Here is a 15,749-nt window from a genome sequence, read left to right on the forward strand (position 1 = left end):
AATGGAGGCTTTTTCATGAAAATCTACAAAGTCGGCGGTGCGGTGCGGGATCGCCTCTTGGGTATCCCGGTTACCGATATCGACCGAGTCGTGGTGGGCGCGACGGCCGAAGAGATGCTCGCCAAGGGCTACAAGCCGGTGGGTTCTGACTTTCCGGTGTTCCTCGACCCAAAAAACGGTGACGAGTACGCCCTCGCCCGCACTGAACGCAAAAGCGGCCGGGGGTATGGCGGCTTTGTGTTTCACGCCAGCCCCGAGGTGACGCTGGAAGAAGACCTGATCCGCCGTGACCTGACGATCAACGCCATGGCGGAAGACGATGACGGCAACTTGACCGATCCTTATCACGGTCAGCGCGATCTTGAAGCTCGCACGCTTCGCCATATTTCTCTGGCGTTCGCCGAAGATCCCCTGCGTGTGTTGCGCGTTGCACGCTTCGCTGCACGTTACGCATCACTGGGTTTTACCGTCGCACCAGAAACACTCGGACTGATGCGCCAGCTCAGCGAATCCGGCGAACTCGAGGCGCTGACGCCTGAGCGCAGCTGGAAAGAAATCTCCCGCGCGCTGATGGAAGACCAGCCCCAAATGTTCATCCAGGTCCTGCGCGACTGCGATGCGCTGAAAACCTTGATGCCAGAAGTGAACGCGCTGTTCGGCGTCCCACAACCCGAAGCCCATCACCCTGAAATCGACACCGGCATTCACACCTTGAGCGTGCTGGAACAGGCTGCCTTGCACCAGCAACCCCTGACCGTACGCTGGGCCTGCTTGCTGCACGACTTGGGCAAAGGCACGACACCTGTGGATAAGTTGCCGCAGCACATCGCCCATGAGCAGCGGGGATTGAAGCTGATCAAGGCCGTCAATGAACGCTTCAAAGTGCCAAGGGATTGCCAGGAATTGGCGTTACTGGTGGGCCAGTATCACACCCATGGTCATCGTGCGTTGGAGCTGAAAGCCTCGACTTTGCTGGAGCTGCTGCAAAGTTTCGACGTTTACCGTCGGCCGCAGCGCTTTGAGGAATTCATCGTCGCTTGCGAAATGGATGCACGGGGCCGCAAGGGCCTGGAGCAACAAAGTTATCCACAAGCGGATTATTTACGCGGGGCGGCGAAGGCAGCTCGCGAAGTTGCCGTTGCGCCACTGCTGGAGAAAGGCTTCAAAGGCCCGGAGTTGGGCGAGGCGCTTAAGCGCGAACGGCTCAGGGCCCTGAAAGCCTACAAGGAACAGCACACCCTATAGGAGTGTGCCTGGTGTCAGCTGCTGGCCCTGCCATTCAAATGCGACAGGCGCCAGCACTTGGTCAATCTGCGCATCGCGCCATAGCTCGGCCAGGGTCTTGCCCACCTCCGGGTGCACACGCTCCGATGCCATCAGAGACAGCGGCCAAAGCACAAAGGCATTCTTGAGAATTTCCGCACGTGGCAGGATCAGACCATCGAAATTGCCCACCAGATCGCCATACAACAGCACATCGATATCCAGCGGCAGCCCCTTGCGATCCGGCGCGTAACGACCATTGTCGGCCTCGATGAATTTCAACCGGCGGTCCAGCTCCATCAACGGCAGGTCGGTGTGGGCCGACACCACCAGATTGAAGAACGGACCGCTCTTGATGCCCACCGGCTGGCTTTCGAACACCGCCGAACAGCGCAGATCGGTCAAAAAACTCGCCAGCGCATCCAGGCCAGCGCGCAGATGAGACTCGCGCTCGATATTGCTGCCTAGGCCGAGGTAAACCTGAGTTAGCGACATCCGCGCTTGATCTCCACGCCCACACCCTTGGCAGCCGGCACGGCGCCTGGCTTGGTCAGCTTGAGGTGCAACCAGGGAATCTGGAATTCACTCATCAATACTTCGGCCAGGCGTTCGGCAAAGGTTTCCACCAGTTGGTATTGGGATTGCTCGGCAAAGGCCTGGATACGCGCGGACACACTGGCGTAATCCAGCGCCAACGTCAGGTCATCACCGGCCGCGGCCGGGCGGTTATCCCAGGCGAAGCTCAGGTCCAGGCGCAGGCATTGGCGGATTCCGCGCTCCCAGTCGTAGGCCCCGATGACGGTGTCGACTTCCAGGCCTTCGATAAACACTCTGTCCAAGCACTCTTCTCCGCAGCACGACAAGGGCGCGATGCCCCGTTAGAATCAGGGCGTCCTCGCCCGGAATAGTTAGCATGTTTTGGTCACTGGCGATTTTCGCCTACCTGCTCGGCTCGCTGTCCTTCGCCATTTTGCTCAGCCGCCTGACGGGAAATCCCGACCCGCGAATGAGTGGCTCAGGCAATGCCGGCGCTACCAATATGTTGCGCCTGGCTGGCAAGAAACTCGCCGTACTGACGCTGCTCGGCGACCTGTGCAAGGGCTTGTTGCCCGTACTGATCGCCAGCCTCGCCGGCCTGACCCTGCAACAGCAGGCCTGGATCGGCGTATGCGCGGTCCTCGGCCACCTGTTTCCCCTGTACTTCCGCTTTCGCGGTGGCAAAGGCGTCGCCACGGCAGCCGGCATGTTGCTGGGGATCTACCCGCCGGCGGCCTTGCTGGCCGTACTCGCCTGGCTGCTGACGTTCTACCTGACCCGCACCAGCTCGCTCGCCGCGCTGATCGCCACCCCGCTCACCCTGCCACTACTGGCCTGGCAAGAACCGGCGGCACTGCTGCCGATGAGCGTGCTGACGCTGCTGATCGTCTGGCGCCACCGGGGCAATTTACGCGACCTGTTTGCCGGGCGCGAACGGCATTTTTAAATACAGCCGATGCGCCCGGCCCATTTTGCGGCCTTACAACGGCGACAACTGCTCCATCGGCCAGCGCGCCTGCACGCTGATTGCCAGGCTTTCGTGCTGCCCAGCCTGCAAACGCTGGCAACCGGCATAGGCAATCATCGCGCCGTTGTCGGTGCAGAACTCGGGGCGCGCGTAGAACACGTCGCCCTTCATGTCGCCGAGCATTTTTTCCAGCGACGTGCGCAAGGCCTTGTTGGCGCTGACGCCGCCTGCAATCACCAGACGCTTCATGCCCGCCTGTTTCAGGGCGCGCTTGCACTTGATGGTCAAAGTCTCCACCACGGCCTCCTGGAACGCCAGCGCGATGTCGCAACGGGCTTGCTCGCTGTCGTCTCCGGCGCTGACGCTGTGCTGCCAAGTGTTCAGCGCGGAGGTTTTTAAACCACTGAAGCTGAACATCAGGCCAGGGCGATCACACATTGGACGCGGGAAGGTGTAGCGGCCCGCCACGCCTTTTTCGGCGAGACGCGCGATTTCCGGGCCACCGGGATAATTGAGGCCCATCATCTTGGCGGTCTTGTCGAAAGCTTCACCGGCAGCGTCGTCCAGGGACTCACCCAAAAGGGTGTATTGACCAATGCCATCCACCTGAACCAACTGCGTATGGCCGCCCGAAACCAACAATGCGACGAACGGGAACTCTGGCGGTGTTTTTTCCAGCATCGGCGCCAATAAATGGCCTTCCATATGGTGCACGCCAAGGGCCGGAATGCCCCAGGCAAACGCCAGCGCCTGGGCGCAAGAAGCCCCAACCAGCAGGGCTCCGACCAATCCGGGGCCTGCGGTGTAGGCGATGGCGTCGATCTCGGTCGGCACGCAGCCGGCTTCATCCAGCACCTGACGGATCAGGGGCAGCATGCGTTTGACGTGATCACGGCTGGCCAGCTCCGGAACCACGCCACCATAGGCGCGGTGCAGGTCGATCTGACTGAACAACGCATCGGCCAAGAGCCCGCGTTCACTGTCGTAAAGTGCGACACCGGTTTCGTCGCAGGAGGTTTCAAGTCCCAGTACTAGCATGGGTTTGCGCCTTGTAGAGGCTGAATTCGAAGGCGCGCATAATAGTCGTCACTCCCCCTCCCGACTAGCGGTTTTCGATCAGAGGCTTTGCATTCCGGGCAATGAGGGGTTAACATCCGCAACCCTTAAAAACCGACGACCTCAGCCGCGAATTTTTTGCGACGAGAACGTTGATCCCGGTAATGAAAGAAGGTAGCTCTGGATGCCAGCCGTCAAAGTTAAAGAGAACGAACCCTTCGACGTAGCTCTGCGTCGTTTCAAGCGCTCCTGCGAAAAAGCCGGTGTACTGGCTGAAGTTCGTAGCCGCGAATTTTACGAGAAGCCAACTTCTGAGCGTAAGCGTAAAGCAGCAGCCGCTGTTAAGCGTCACGCCAAGAAAGTTCAGCGCGAACAGCGCCGCGCCGTTCGTCTGTACTAATACACAGACGTTCGTAGCAAGCTTCTGCCAAGCCCGGCCCTCAGCCGGGCTAATGGCATTTGCGGATATCGCTTGATGCTTCACTGTTGACGCCGCAGACGCGACCGAGACAACTGCTTCACACGTCAGGACTGGCTCTTTTGCCAGCGGTGCACGTCTTCTGACGAGCCTATCAAGGCTACTGACGAGCACACTTATTCTTCAAACAGGCGATCAACTGTATCGACTGTGCCCGACGATGAGCTTCCGAGGCCGCCATTGGCCAAGACCGGATGCCGGGGCAACATTTCCATGCCAAAAACCTGATTGAAACTAACGTCAGTGAATGAACGGCAGATACACTTCCTGAATGCCCAAGCAGACAACTGATGATCGAGCCGCGCAACGCGTGCGCTTGAGCAATCATTGGGCCCTCATTGACACGCAGTGATGACGAGAACGCCATGGCCGGGCTGATTCCCCAGAGCTTTATTGACGACCTTCTGAACCGCACCGACATCGTCGATGTTGTCAGCTCGCGCGTGCAACTGAAAAAAGCCGGCAAGAACTACACCGCCTGCTGCCCGTTCCATAAAGAGAAAACCCCATCGTTCAGCGTCAGCCCCGACAAGCAGTTCTATTACTGCTTCGGCTGCGGCGCAGGCGGTAACGCCCTGGGTTTTCTCATGGACCACGACAACCTGGACTTCCCCCAGGCGATCGAGGACCTGGCAAAAGCGGCGGGCATGGAAGTCCCACGCGAAGAAAGTGGCCGCGCGCACAAGCCGCGCCAACCCACCGATTCGCCGCTGTACCCGCTACTGACGGCCGCTGCCGACTTTTACCGTCAGGCGCTTAAAAGCCATCCGCAGCGCAAGGCCGCCGTCGACTATCTGAAAGGCCGCGGTCTTACCGGGGAAATCGCCCGCGACTTCGGCCTGGGGTTCGCCCCGCCCGGCTGGGACAACCTGTACAAGCACCTGAGCAGCGACACCCTCCAGCAAAAGGCCATGATCGACGCCGGCCTGCTGGTGGAAAACGCCGAGACCGGCAAACGCTACGACCGCTTCCGCGACCGCGTGATGTTCCCGATCCGCGACAGCCGGGGCCGCATCATCGCCTTTGGTGGCCGCGTACTGGGGGACGACAAGCCCAAGTACCTGAACTCCCCGGAAACCCCGGTGTTCCACAAGGGCCAGGAGCTCTACGGCCTGTTCGAGGCGCGCAAGAACAACCGCAATCTCGATGAAATCATCGTGGTTGAAGGATATATGGATGTGATCGCGCTCGCCCAACAGGGCCTGCGCAATGCCGTCGCCACACTCGGCACCGCGACCAGCGAAGAACACATGAAGCGCTTGTTTCGCGTGGTACCCAGCGTGCTGTTCTGCTTCGACGGTGACCAGGCCGGCCGCAACGCCGCCTGGCGCGCACTGGAGGCAACTCTTTCCAGCCTGCAAGATGGACGGCGCGCGCGCTTCCTGTTCCTGCCCGAAGGCGAAGACCCGGATACCCTGGTTCGCTCTGAAGGCACCGATGCATTCCGCGCACGCATCAATCAACATGCTCAACCGCTGGCAGACTACTTCTTCCAGCAACTGACCGAGGAAGCCGATCCGCGCTCCCTGGAAGGCAAGGCCCATATGGCCACCCTTGCGGCGCCGCTGATCGACAAAGTCCCCGGCGCCAACCTGAAATCGCTGATGCGCATGCGCTTGCAGGAAATCACCGGGTTAAGCGGCGAAGCCGTCAGCCAGCTGGTGCACAACGCGCCGCATGATGCGCCGCCACCGGCCTACGACCCAGGCATGGACTACGACGCCATGCCGGACTATTCCGATTTCCATCAACCGCAGGAGGCCTACGCGCCCCAGCAGGAGTGGACACCGAAAAAGTCTGGCAACGACGGCAAGAAATGGGAAAAGAAACCCTGGAGCAAGAACGGCAAGCGCGGTGATCGCGACGAGCCCTATGCCCCACGAACGCCGGTTGCTGTAGAGGCGCCAACGCTCATTGCCCTGCGCACGCTCATCCACCACCCGCAATTGGCGAAAAAGGTCGAGAGCGCCGATCACTTTGCCAACGCAAGTAACACTTATGCCCAGGTACTGATCGCCTTGATCGAGGCGGTACAGAAAAATCCTAAGCTAAACTCCATTCAGTTGATGGCGCGTTGGCATGGCACCGAACAAGGCCGGTTATTGAAAGCACTCGCAGAAAAGGAGTGGCTAATTGACGGCGATAACCTTGAACAACAGTTTTTAGACACCATTACTAGGTTATCCGCGGGCCAGCACACGCAAACCCTCGACGAACTCATCAAGAGAGCAAGGCAGCCTGGATTATCGGCTGAAGAGCAAATTCAGATAGCAAAACAGATGCGCGACCTCTTAAAACAGAATGTTTCCGCATCAAACCCGACCTCAGCTGGCGTGTGAGGTCATAGCTCGGGTATAATCCTCGGCTTGTTTTTTGCCCGCCAAGACCTTCAGTGGATAGGGTGTTATGTCCGGAAAAGCGCAACAGCAGTCTCGTATCAAAGAGTTGATCGTTCTCGGTCGTGAGCAGGGTTACCTGACTTACGCGGAGGTCAACGACCACCTGCCTGAGGATATTTCAGATCCAGAGCAGGTGGAAGACATCATCCGCATGATTAACGACATGGGGATCAACGTATTCGAAGCTGCGCCAGATAAGGATTCCCTTATGCTGGCGGACGCCGATACCGACGAGGCTGCCGCTGAAGAAGCGGCTGCCGCGCTGGCTGCTGTGGAGACCGATATCGGTCGTACCACCGACCCTGTGCGCATGTATATGCGTGAAATGGGTACCGTCGAGCTGCTGACACGCGAAGGCGAAATCGAAATCGCCAAGCGTATCGAAGAGGGCATCCGTGAAGTGATGGGCGCAATCGCGCACTTCCCTGGCACGGTTGACCATATTCTCTCCGAGTACACCCGCGTCACCACCGAAGGTGGTCGCCTGTCCGACGTACTGAGTGGCTACATCGACCCGGACGACGGCATTGCGCCGCCAGCCGCCGAAGTGCCGCCGCCAGTCGATGCCAAGGCTGCCAAAGCGGACGACGACTCCGAAGACGACGACGCTGAAGCCAGCGGCGACGACGAAGATGAAGTTGAAAGCGGTCCAGACCCGATCATCGCTGCCCAGCGTTTCGGTGCGGTTTCCGATCAAATGGAAATCACCCGCAAGGCCCTGAAAAAGCATGGTCGCGCCAACAAGCTGGCAATCGCCGAGCTGCTGGCCCTAGCTGAGCTGTTCATGCCGATCAAGCTGGTACCGAAGCAATTCGAAGGCCTGGTTGAGCGTGTTCGCAGTGCCTTGGAGCGTCTGCGTGCACAAGAGCGCGCAATTATGCAGCTCTGTGTCCGTGATGCACGCATGCCGCGTGCCGACTTCCTGCGCCAGTTCCCAGGCAACGAAGTAGACGAAAGCTGGACCGACGCACTGGCCAAGGGCAAGGCGAAATACGCCGAAGCCATTGGTCGCCTGCAGCCGGACATCATTCGTTGCCAGCAGAAGTTGCAAGCATTGGAGACCGAGACCGGTCTGACGATTGCCGAGATCAAGGACATCAACCGTCGTATGTCGATCGGTGAGGCCAAGGCCCGCCGCGCGAAGAAAGAGATGGTTGAAGCGAACTTGCGTCTGGTGATCTCCATTGCCAAGAAGTACACCAACCGTGGCCTGCAATTCCTCGACCTGATCCAGGAAGGCAACATCGGCTTGATGAAGGCTGTGGACAAGTTCGAATACCGTCGCGGTTACAAGTTCTCGACTTATGCCACCTGGTGGATCCGTCAGGCGATCACTCGCTCGATCGCCGACCAGGCCCGCACCATCCGTATTCCGGTGCACATGATCGAGACGATCAACAAGCTCAACCGTATTTCCCGGCAGATGTTGCAGGAAATGGGTCGCGAACCGACCCCGGAAGAGCTGGGCGAACGCATGGAAATGCCTGAGGATAAAATCCGCAAGGTATTGAAGATCGCTAAAGAGCCGATCTCCATGGAAACCCCGATTGGTGATGACGAAGACTCCCATCTGGGTGACTTCATCGAAGACTCGACCATGCAGTCGCCAATCGATGTCGCCACCGTTGAGAGCCTTAAAGAAGCGACTCGCGACGTACTGTCCGGCCTCACTGCCCGTGAAGCCAAGGTACTGCGCATGCGTTTCGGCATCGACATGAATACCGACCACACCCTTGAGGAAGTCGGTAAGCAGTTTGACGTGACCCGCGAGCGGATCCGTCAGATCGAAGCCAAGGCGCTGCGCAAGTTGCGCCACCCGACGCGAAGCGAGCATCTGCGCTCCTTCCTCGACGAGTGATACCAAAACCCCCGGCCCAGGCCGGGGGTTTTGTTTTGTATCGATAAAATCCTGCGCCCCTCCTCCTCCCCCGCAATGCCCGTCTACACTCGAAACATTCCCCGTGCCATAACGAGACCGTTATGCCCAGATTGCCGACTGTGTTGCTGCTGTCGCTGCTGACCTGGACCGCAACGGCTGGCGCGTTGACTCTTACTGATGATGAGCGTGGCTGGCTGGCGGACCATCAGGAGTTGCGCCTTGGGGTGGATGCGTCATGGCCGCCCTTTGAATACCGTGACGAGAATGGCCGCTACCAAGGCTTGGCGGCAGATTATGTGCGCCTGATCCAGGATCGCCTCGGCGTGCGCGTCAATTTGATCGAGCCTGCAAACTGGAGTGCGGTACTGGAGCAGGCGCGTAACAATCAGCTCGATCTGCTGCCAGGCATCATGTCCACGCCGGAGCGCCAGGGCTATATGGCGTTCACGCGGCCTTACCTGGACTTTCCCATCGTCATCCTGGCCCATGAGGGCGGCGCCAAACCACGCACCCTGAAAGACCTCTACGGCTTGAAGATTGCCGTGGTGGAAAATTACGCCCCCCATGAGCTGTTGCGCACCCATCACCCGGATCTCAACTTGGTGGCCATGCCGAATGTCAGCTCGACGCTGCAAGCCCTGGCGACCGATGAAGTAGACGCAGTGGTCGGCGATCTCGCCTCCAGTGTCTGGAGCCTGCGCCAACTCAAGCTCGACGGCTTGTACGTCAGTGGCGAAACGCCCTACCGCTACCAACTGGCGATGGGCGTACCACGAGACAACAAAATGCTGGTGGGCATCCTCGACAAGGTGCTCGCCGACCTCAGCCCGCAAGAAACCGACGCCATCCAGCAACATTGGGTCGGCAGCTTTACCGATCACCGCACCTTCTGGAACGACCTGCTGACCTACGGCCTGCCCGCAGTGCTCTTGCTGAGTACCGTATTGGCCGTGGTGATTCGGATCAATCGCCGGCTCAGTTCGGAAATCTCCCGCCGCGTCGCCCTCGAACAGGAACTACGCAGCAGCGAATACCACTATCGCGGCCTGGTGGAGAGCCTGTCCGCCATTGCCTGGGAAGCCAGTATCACCGACTTCACCTACAGCTATGTGTCGCCCCACGCTGAAGATTTGCTCGGTTACCCGCGTGCGCACTGGTTGATCCCAGGCTTCTGGCGCAACATCATTCACCCCGCCGATCTGATCCGCACCGAAGCCTACTGCTATCGCGAAACCCGCGCCAACCGCGACCACAGCATTGATTACCGGGTGATCACCGCTGACGGCCGTTGCTTGTGGGTACGCGACATTGTCAGCCTGATCGAACATGGTCATGAGCCGGTTCTGCGCGGCTTGATGATCGATATCAGCGAGGCCAAGCGCACCGAGGAAGCCTTGCAGCTGTCCGAGCAAAAGTTCGCCTCGGTGTTCCAGCAGTGCCCGGACATGCTGGTGATCGCGCGACTGTCTGATGGCTGCCTGCTGGAAGTGAACAAGGCGTTTGAAGACCAGATTGGCCTGACGGCCGAACAGGTCGTCGGTAAAACCGCTACCGAGTTGAATATCTGGGGCATCAAGGGCGTCGGGCCCGACCTGCTGCAACGGGTGCAGACCACCAGCATCCGCAACCTGGAAATGCCCTTTCTGCGCAGCAACGGTCAAGCCTTCACCGGGCTGATTTCCGCCGAGCCGTTCCAACTCGACACCACAGAAGCCATCGTCGTGGTGGTGCGTGACATCACCCAACTCAAGGAAACCCAGCAGCAACTGCAAACCTCCGAGGAGAAATTCGCCAAGGCCTTCCACGCCTCTCCCGACGGCTTGCTGCTGAGTCGACAGCGCGACGGCCTGTTGATTGAAGTGAACGATGGTTTCAGCCGGATCACCGGCTTCACCAGCGCCACCTCCCTCGACCAATCCAGCTTGGACCTGGGCATTTGGGTCGACCTCAACGAACGCAAACACATGCTGGAAATGATGCAACGTGATGGTTTTGTGCGTGATTTCATCTGCCATATCCGCCGCAGTGATGGGCAGATCCGATTATGCGAGCTGTCCAGCCGTCCGCTGCCGATTGGCGACGAAGACTGCATGCTGACCATCGCCCGCGATATCACCGAGCGCCAGCTGATGCAGGAAAAACTGCAACAGGCCGCCACGGTGTTCGAAAGCACGGCCGAAGGCGTCTTGATCACAGATACCCGCCAGAACATCAGCGCCGTCAACCGCGCCTTCACCGAGATTACCGGCTACAGCGAGGCCGAAGCCCTCGGCCACACCCCGCGGCTGCTGGCTTCCGGCCTGCATGACAGCGCGTTCTACGCCGCCATGTGGCATCAACTGACTGCTCAGGGCCACTGGCAGGGCGAGATCTCAAATCGCCGCAAGAACGGCGAAGTGTACCCAAGCTGGCTGACGATCAGTGCCGTGCGCAATCGCGACCAGTTGATCACGCACTTCGTCGCAGTGTTTGCCGACATCTCCAGCCTCAAGCTGGCCCAGGCCCGCCTCGACTACCAGGCGCACCACGACCCGCTGACCGGCCTGCCCAACCGCACGCTGTTCGAAAGCCGGCTGCAAGCGGCCCTCAACGGCCATCAGGAAACCGGTAAACAGGGCGCCGTGCTGTTTCTCGACCTGGACCGCTTCAAACATATCAACGACAGCCTCGGCCATCCGATCGGCGACCTGCTGCTCAAAGACATCGCCGTGCGCCTTAAGGAACAACTGCGCGACATCGACACCGTCGCCCGCCTTGGCGGGGATGAATTCATCATCCTGCTCCCCGGCTTGCAGCACGCCAGCGACGCCCAGTACCTGGCGAATAAACTGCTGGCCTGCTTCACACCGCCGTTCCAGGCGGGTGAGCACGAGTTCTTTATCAGCGCCAGCATCGGCACCAGTCTCTACCCAGAGGACGGAACTGACGTCGCCACGCTGGTCAAGAACGCAGACGCCGCGATGTATCGCTCTAAAGCCAAGGGTCGCAACCGGGTTGAAAGCTACACCCGCGACCTCACCGCCCAGGCCAATGAACGCGTGGCACTCGAACACGAACTGCGCCGCGCCATCGAGCGCGATGAGTTGAGCCTCTACTACCAGCCCAAACTGAGCCTGACGACCCACGAACTCATCGGCGCCGAAGCCCTGATCCGCTGGCGTCACCCCACCTTTGGCGACGTGCCCCCCGAACACTTCATCGCCCTGGCCGAAGAAAACGGCATGATCCTGCAGATTGGCGACTGGGTGCTGGAACAAGCCTGCCGGCAAATGCACGCCTGGCAAGGCCACTTCGACGACTTCGGCCCACTGTCGGTCAACCTGGCTGGCGCGCAGTTACGCCACCCCGGCTTACTGGGCCGTATCGAACAGTTGCTGCATGACTACCAACTCGACCCCGGCCGCCTGCAATTGGAAATCACCGAAAACTTCATCATGAGCCAGGCCGAAGAAGCGCTGGAGGTATTGCACCAGCTCAAAGACCTCGGCGTACAGCTGGCCATTGACGACTTTGGCACCGGCTATTCATCCCTCAGCTACCTCAAGCGCCTGCCCCTGGACTTCCTCAAGATCGACCAGTCCTTCGTCCGCGGCCTGCCCGACGACCCCCACGACGCCGCCATCGTGCGCGCCATCATCGCCCTGGGCCACAGCATGCAATTCACCATCATCGCCGAAGGCGTGGAGAACCCCGCACAGCAAGCCTTCCTGGCGGCCGAAGGCTGCGAACAGATGCAAGGCTACATCGTCAGCCTGCCGCTACCGCCGGAGCTTTTTGCAGCTACGTTTCTTCGTATGCGCATTGAGGATTATTCGGATGGCACAGCGGGGAAACCATCGTTATAATCCGCGACCTGTTACAGGGCCTATAGCTCAGTTGGTTAGAGCAGTGGACTCATAATCCATTGGTCGTAGGTTCAAGTCCTACTGGGCCCACCAAACAAGAAAGCCGCGCATTGCGCGGCTTTTGTATGTCTGGAAGTCTGTAACATATAGCCCCATTGCCGCCTGCACTGGAGTGCCCACCTTGCCCGTCCTCGATGAAATCGACCGCCAACTGATTGCCGCCCTGCAGATCAACGCCCGCGAGAGCGTAGCCATGCTGGCCCGGCAGTTGGGCATCGCGCGTACCACGGTCACCTCGCGCCTGGCGCGGCTGGAGAAAACCAACGTGATCACTGGTTACGGCGTACGCCTTGGCCAACGGGTTGTCGATGGTGGTTTGCAGGCCTATGTGGGTATTACCGTGCAAGCGCGTTCGGGCAAGGAAGTGCTGCGCAGGCTTAGTGCAATGGCGCAGGTTCAACAGCTGTGTGCGGTGAGTGGCGAGTTCGATTACGTGGCGCGGCTGCGAACGGATTCGCCGGAACAGCTTGATCAACTGCTGGACCAGATCGGCAGTGTCGACGGGGTGGAGAAAACCACCACCTCGATCATCCTCAGTAACAAATTGGATCGTGGACAGCCAATCTGATCACCATCTTCGTCATTTTGACTAAAAACAATCCAATCCGACGACATATTGCGTCTTAATAACGAGCGCAACGCTCCCTAAACTGGCTGCCATCTTTTCCTATACTCAACGGGCCGCGTCCCGTCGAGTCGCCAGTAAGGTCAGCCATGAGCATTCCGTCCAGCACCATCAGCAAAATCAATCGCCACCCCGCCGACGGTAAAAAGCCTATCACCATCTTTGGCCCGGATTTCCCGTTCGCCTTTGATGACTGGATCGAACACCCGGCCGGCCTCGGCAGCATCCCCGCGGCCAACCACGGTGCCGAAGTGGCGATCGTCGGCGCCGGGATCGCGGGCCTGGTGGCCGCCTACGAACTGATGAAGCTCGGCCTCAAGCCGGTAGTGTACGAAGCCTCGAAAATGGGCGGCCGCCTGCGCTCCCAAGCCTTCGAAGGTGCCGAAGGCATCATTGCAGAGCTGGGCGGCATGCGCTTTCCGGTGTCGTCCACCGCGTTCTATCACTATGTGGACAAACTCGGGCTGGAAACCAAACCTTTCCCCAACCCACTGACCCCGGCGTCCGGCAGTACGGTCATCGACCTTGAAGGCCAGACCCATTACGCGCAAAAACTCTCCGACTTGCCGGTGCTGTTCCAGGAAGTGGCGGACGCCTGGGCCGACGCCCTGGAAGCCGGGTCGCAGTTCGGCGACATCCAGCAGGCCATCCGCGACCGTGACGTGCCGCGCCTCAAGGAACTGTGGAACAAGCTGGTGCCACTGTGGGATGACCGTACCTTCTACGACTTCGTCGCGACCTCCAAGGCGTTCGCCAAGCTGTCATTCCTGCACCGCGAAGTCTTCGGCCAGGTCGGTTTTGGCACTGGCGGCTGGGACTCAGACTTCCCCAACTCCATGCTGGAAATCTTCCGTGTGGTGATGACCAACTGCGACGACCATCAACACCTGGTGGTCGGCGGTGTGGCCCAGGTGCCGATGGGCATCTGGCGCCATGTGCCGGAGCGCTGCGCCCACTGGCCGGCCTGCACCAGCCTGAGCTCGCTGCATCGCGGCGCGCCTCGGGCCGGGGTGAAGCGCATCGCCCATGCCGCCGATGGCCGTTTCGCCGTCACCGACAACTATGGCGACACCCGCGAATACGCTGCAGTGCTGACCACCTGCCAAAGCTGGCTGCTGACCACCCAGATCGAGTGCGACGAAACTCTGTTCTCGCAAAAGATGTGGATGGCCCTGGACCGCACGCGCTACATGCAATCGTCGAAAACCTTCGTGATGGTCGACCGCCCGTTCTGGAAAGACAAAGACCCTGAAACCGGCCGCGACCTGATGAGCATGACCCTCACCGATCGCCTGACCCGTGGCACCTATCTGTTCGATAACGGCGACGACAAGCCAGGGGTGATCTGCCTGTCTTATTCGTGGATGAGCGACGCCCTGAAAATGCTACCGCAGCCCATCGACAAACGCGTAAAACTGGCCCTCGACGCCCTGAAAAAAATCTACCCGAAAGTCGATATCAAGGCGCGCATCATCGGAGACCCGATCACCGTGTCGTGGGAAGCCGACCCGCATTTCCTCGGGGCCTTCAAAGGCGCGCTGCCGGGCCACTATCGCTACAACCAGCGCATGTATGCGCACTTCATGCAGAAGGACATGCCCGCCGAACAACGTGGGATTTTTATCGCCGGTGATGATGTGTCGTGGACCCCAGCCTGGGTCGAGGGCGCAGTGCAGACTTCGCTGAATGCGGTGTGGGGCATCATGACCCACTTCGGTGGCAGCACTCACCCGCAGAACCCAGGGCCGGGTGACGTATTCGATGAAATCGGGCCGATCGCCCTGGCCGATTAAGGAGTTGAACATGCGCGTCGCCCTGTACCAATGCCCACCATTGCCGCTGGATGTGGCCGGCAACCTCAAGCGCCTGCACGCTTTGGCGCATGAGGCGACCGGCGCCGATGTGCTGGTGCTGCCGGAGATGTTCCTCACCGGCTACAACATCGGTGCCGAGGCGGTTGGCGCCTTGGCCGAGGCGCAGGATGGGCCGTCGGCACAGGCGATCGCCGAACTGGCCAAACGTGTAGGGCTGGCGATCCTGTACGGTTACCCGGAGCGGGCCGAGGACGGCCAGATCTACAACGCCGTGCAGTTGATCGACGCCCACGGCCAGCGCTTGTGCAACTACCGCAAGACCCATCTGTTTGGCGACCTGGACCACTCGATGTTCAGTGCCGGCGGCGATGATTTCCCGCTGGTGGAGCTCAACGGCTGGAAGCTGGGTTTCCTGATTTGCTATGACCTCGAGTTTCCGGAAAACACCCGACGCCTGGCCCTCGCCGGTGCCGAACTGATCCTGGTGCCCACCGCCAATATGGTGCCGTTCGACTTTGTAGCCGACGTCACCGTGCGGGCGCGGGCCTTCGAGAACCAATGTTATGTGGCCTACGCCAACTATTGCGGGCACGAAGGCGAGATCCAGTATTGCGGGCAAAGCAGCATCGCCGCGCCGAATGGCCAGCGCATTGCCCAGGCGGGCCTGGATGAAGCCTTGATCGTCGGGGCGCTGGATCGTCAGTCGATCCTGGAGGCCCGTGCCGCCAATCACTACTTGCAGGACCGTCGCCCCGAGTTATACGGCGTGCTGCACAAGCCCTGATCCAGCCGGTTTGTTAGCATAGGCACATCCCACGTTTCGGAA

12 protein-coding genes and 1 tRNA gene are annotated in these 15,749 nt (G+C 59.9%); 10 read left to right on the forward strand and 3 right to left on the reverse strand.

Annotated features, from left to right (window positions below):
* Positions 1–15: 15 nt before the first annotated feature.
* Positions 16–1,245, forward strand: coding sequence for a multifunctional CCA addition/repair protein (locus tag ACP7EW_RS15470; RefSeq protein ID WP_426218155.1), 1,230 nt, complete (start codon positions 16–18; stop codon positions 1,243–1,245).
* On the opposite strand, the gene folK is transcribed toward ACP7EW_RS15470, so the two are convergent.
* Together folK and folB are read right to left on the reverse strand one after the other, a co-directional pair.
* Entirely contained in the window at positions 1,240–1,758 is a 519-nt protein-coding gene (folK, locus tag ACP7EW_RS15475) for a 2-amino-4-hydroxy-6-hydroxymethyldihydropteridine diphosphokinase (protein WP_426218157.1), read from the reverse strand. The two genes, ACP7EW_RS15470 and folK, sit on opposite strands and share 6 nt — an antisense overlap.
* On the reverse strand, positions 1,749–2,102 hold the full coding sequence (gene folB, locus ACP7EW_RS15480) for a dihydroneopterin aldolase (RefSeq protein ID WP_426218160.1): 354 nt from the start codon (positions 2,100–2,102) through the stop codon (positions 1,749–1,751). Before folB ends, folK begins: the two co-directional genes overlap by 10 nt.
* A gap of 74 nt (positions 2,103–2,176) precedes the next feature.
* On the opposite strand from folB, the gene plsY reads away from it, so the two are divergent.
* Positions 2,177–2,746: a glycerol-3-phosphate 1-O-acyltransferase PlsY gene (gene plsY / locus ACP7EW_RS15485; RefSeq protein ID WP_010206988.1), complete on the forward strand. Its 570-nt coding sequence runs from the start codon at positions 2,177–2,179 to the stop codon at positions 2,744–2,746.
* 33 nt (positions 2,747–2,779) lie between these two features.
* Here the strand turns inward: plsY and tsaD are convergent, their stop codons facing one another.
* Positions 2,780–3,805 (reverse strand): tRNA (adenosine(37)-N6)-threonylcarbamoyltransferase complex transferase subunit TsaD, encoded by a 1,026-nt coding sequence (gene tsaD / locus ACP7EW_RS15490; protein ID WP_426218162.1) that lies wholly within the window; start codon positions 3,803–3,805, stop codon positions 2,780–2,782.
* Between the two features lie 202 nt (positions 3,806–4,007).
* On the opposite strand from tsaD, the gene rpsU reads away from it, so the two are divergent.
* The 8 genes from rpsU to ACP7EW_RS15530 all read left to right on the forward strand — a co-directional run bounded on the left by rpsU (position 4,008) and on the right by ACP7EW_RS15530 (position 15,707).
* Entirely contained in the window at positions 4,008–4,223 is a 216-nt protein-coding gene (rpsU, locus tag ACP7EW_RS15495) for a 30S ribosomal protein S21 (protein WP_002551877.1), read from the forward strand.
* A 443-nt stretch (positions 4,224–4,666) separates the two neighbouring features.
* Complete coding sequence (dnaG, locus tag ACP7EW_RS15500) at positions 4,667–6,640, forward strand: DNA primase (protein ID WP_426218843.1); 1,974 nt, start codon at positions 4,667–4,669, stop codon at positions 6,638–6,640.
* 67 nt (positions 6,641–6,707) lie between these two features.
* The gene (gene rpoD, locus ACP7EW_RS15505; RefSeq protein WP_033898106.1) at positions 6,708–8,558 is read left to right on the forward strand and encodes an RNA polymerase sigma factor RpoD; all 1,851 of its coding nucleotides are present in this window, start codon (positions 6,708–6,710) and stop codon (positions 8,556–8,558) included.
* 122 nt (positions 8,559–8,680) lie between these two features.
* Positions 8,681–12,424: an EAL domain-containing protein gene (locus tag ACP7EW_RS15510; protein ID WP_426218164.1), complete on the forward strand. Its 3,744-nt coding sequence runs from the start codon at positions 8,681–8,683 to the stop codon at positions 12,422–12,424.
* Between the two features lie 16 nt (positions 12,425–12,440).
* Positions 12,441–12,517 (forward strand) — tRNA-Ile (locus ACP7EW_RS15515).
* Positions 12,518–12,605: 88 nt separating this feature from the next.
* A complete protein-coding gene (locus tag ACP7EW_RS15520) occupies positions 12,606–13,052 on the forward strand; it encodes an Lrp/AsnC family transcriptional regulator (protein WP_426218166.1) in 447 nt (148 codons plus the stop codon).
* A 167-nt stretch (positions 13,053–13,219) separates the two neighbouring features.
* On the forward strand, positions 13,220–14,902 hold the full coding sequence (locus ACP7EW_RS15525) for a flavin monoamine oxidase family protein (protein ID WP_426218845.1): 1,683 nt from the start codon (positions 13,220–13,222) through the stop codon (positions 14,900–14,902).
* A gap of 10 nt (positions 14,903–14,912) precedes the next feature.
* Positions 14,913–15,707, forward strand: coding sequence for a carbon-nitrogen hydrolase family protein (locus ACP7EW_RS15530; protein WP_426218168.1), 795 nt, complete (start codon positions 14,913–14,915; stop codon positions 15,705–15,707).
* Positions 15,708–15,749 lie beyond the last annotated feature (42 nt).

The sequence above is a fragment of the Pseudomonas sp. DWRC2-2 genome (assembly GCF_049897885.1).
Classification (GTDB): domain Bacteria; phylum Pseudomonadota; class Gammaproteobacteria; order Pseudomonadales; family Pseudomonadaceae; genus Aquipseudomonas; species Aquipseudomonas azotoformans_A.

Excerpts from the sequence above, each read along its gene's own strand:
- rpoD (WP_033898106.1), top strand. The coding sequence starts at position 6,708 with ATGTCCGGAAAAGCGCAACAGCAGTCTCGTATCAAAGAGTTGATCGTT.
- tsaD (WP_426218162.1), bottom strand. The coding sequence starts at position 3,805 with ATGCTAGTACTGGGACTTGAAACCTCCTGCGACGAAACCGGTGTCGCA.
- rpsU (WP_002551877.1), top strand. The coding sequence starts at position 4,008 with ATGCCAGCCGTCAAAGTTAAAGAGAACGAACCCTTCGACGTAGCTCTG.
- ACP7EW_RS15510 (WP_426218164.1), top strand. The coding sequence starts at position 8,681 with ATGCCCAGATTGCCGACTGTGTTGCTGCTGTCGCTGCTGACCTGGACC.
- ACP7EW_RS15530 (WP_426218168.1), top strand. The coding sequence starts at position 14,913 with ATGCGCGTCGCCCTGTACCAATGCCCACCATTGCCGCTGGATGTGGCC.
- plsY (WP_010206988.1), top strand. The coding sequence starts at position 2,177 with ATGTTTTGGTCACTGGCGATTTTCGCCTACCTGCTCGGCTCGCTGTCC.
- folK (WP_426218157.1), bottom strand. The coding sequence starts at position 1,758 with ATGTCGCTAACTCAGGTTTACCTCGGCCTAGGCAGCAATATCGAGCGC.
- dnaG (WP_426218843.1), top strand. The coding sequence starts at position 4,667 with ATGGCCGGGCTGATTCCCCAGAGCTTTATTGACGACCTTCTGAACCGC.
- ACP7EW_RS15470 (WP_426218155.1), top strand. The coding sequence starts at position 16 with ATGAAAATCTACAAAGTCGGCGGTGCGGTGCGGGATCGCCTCTTGGGT.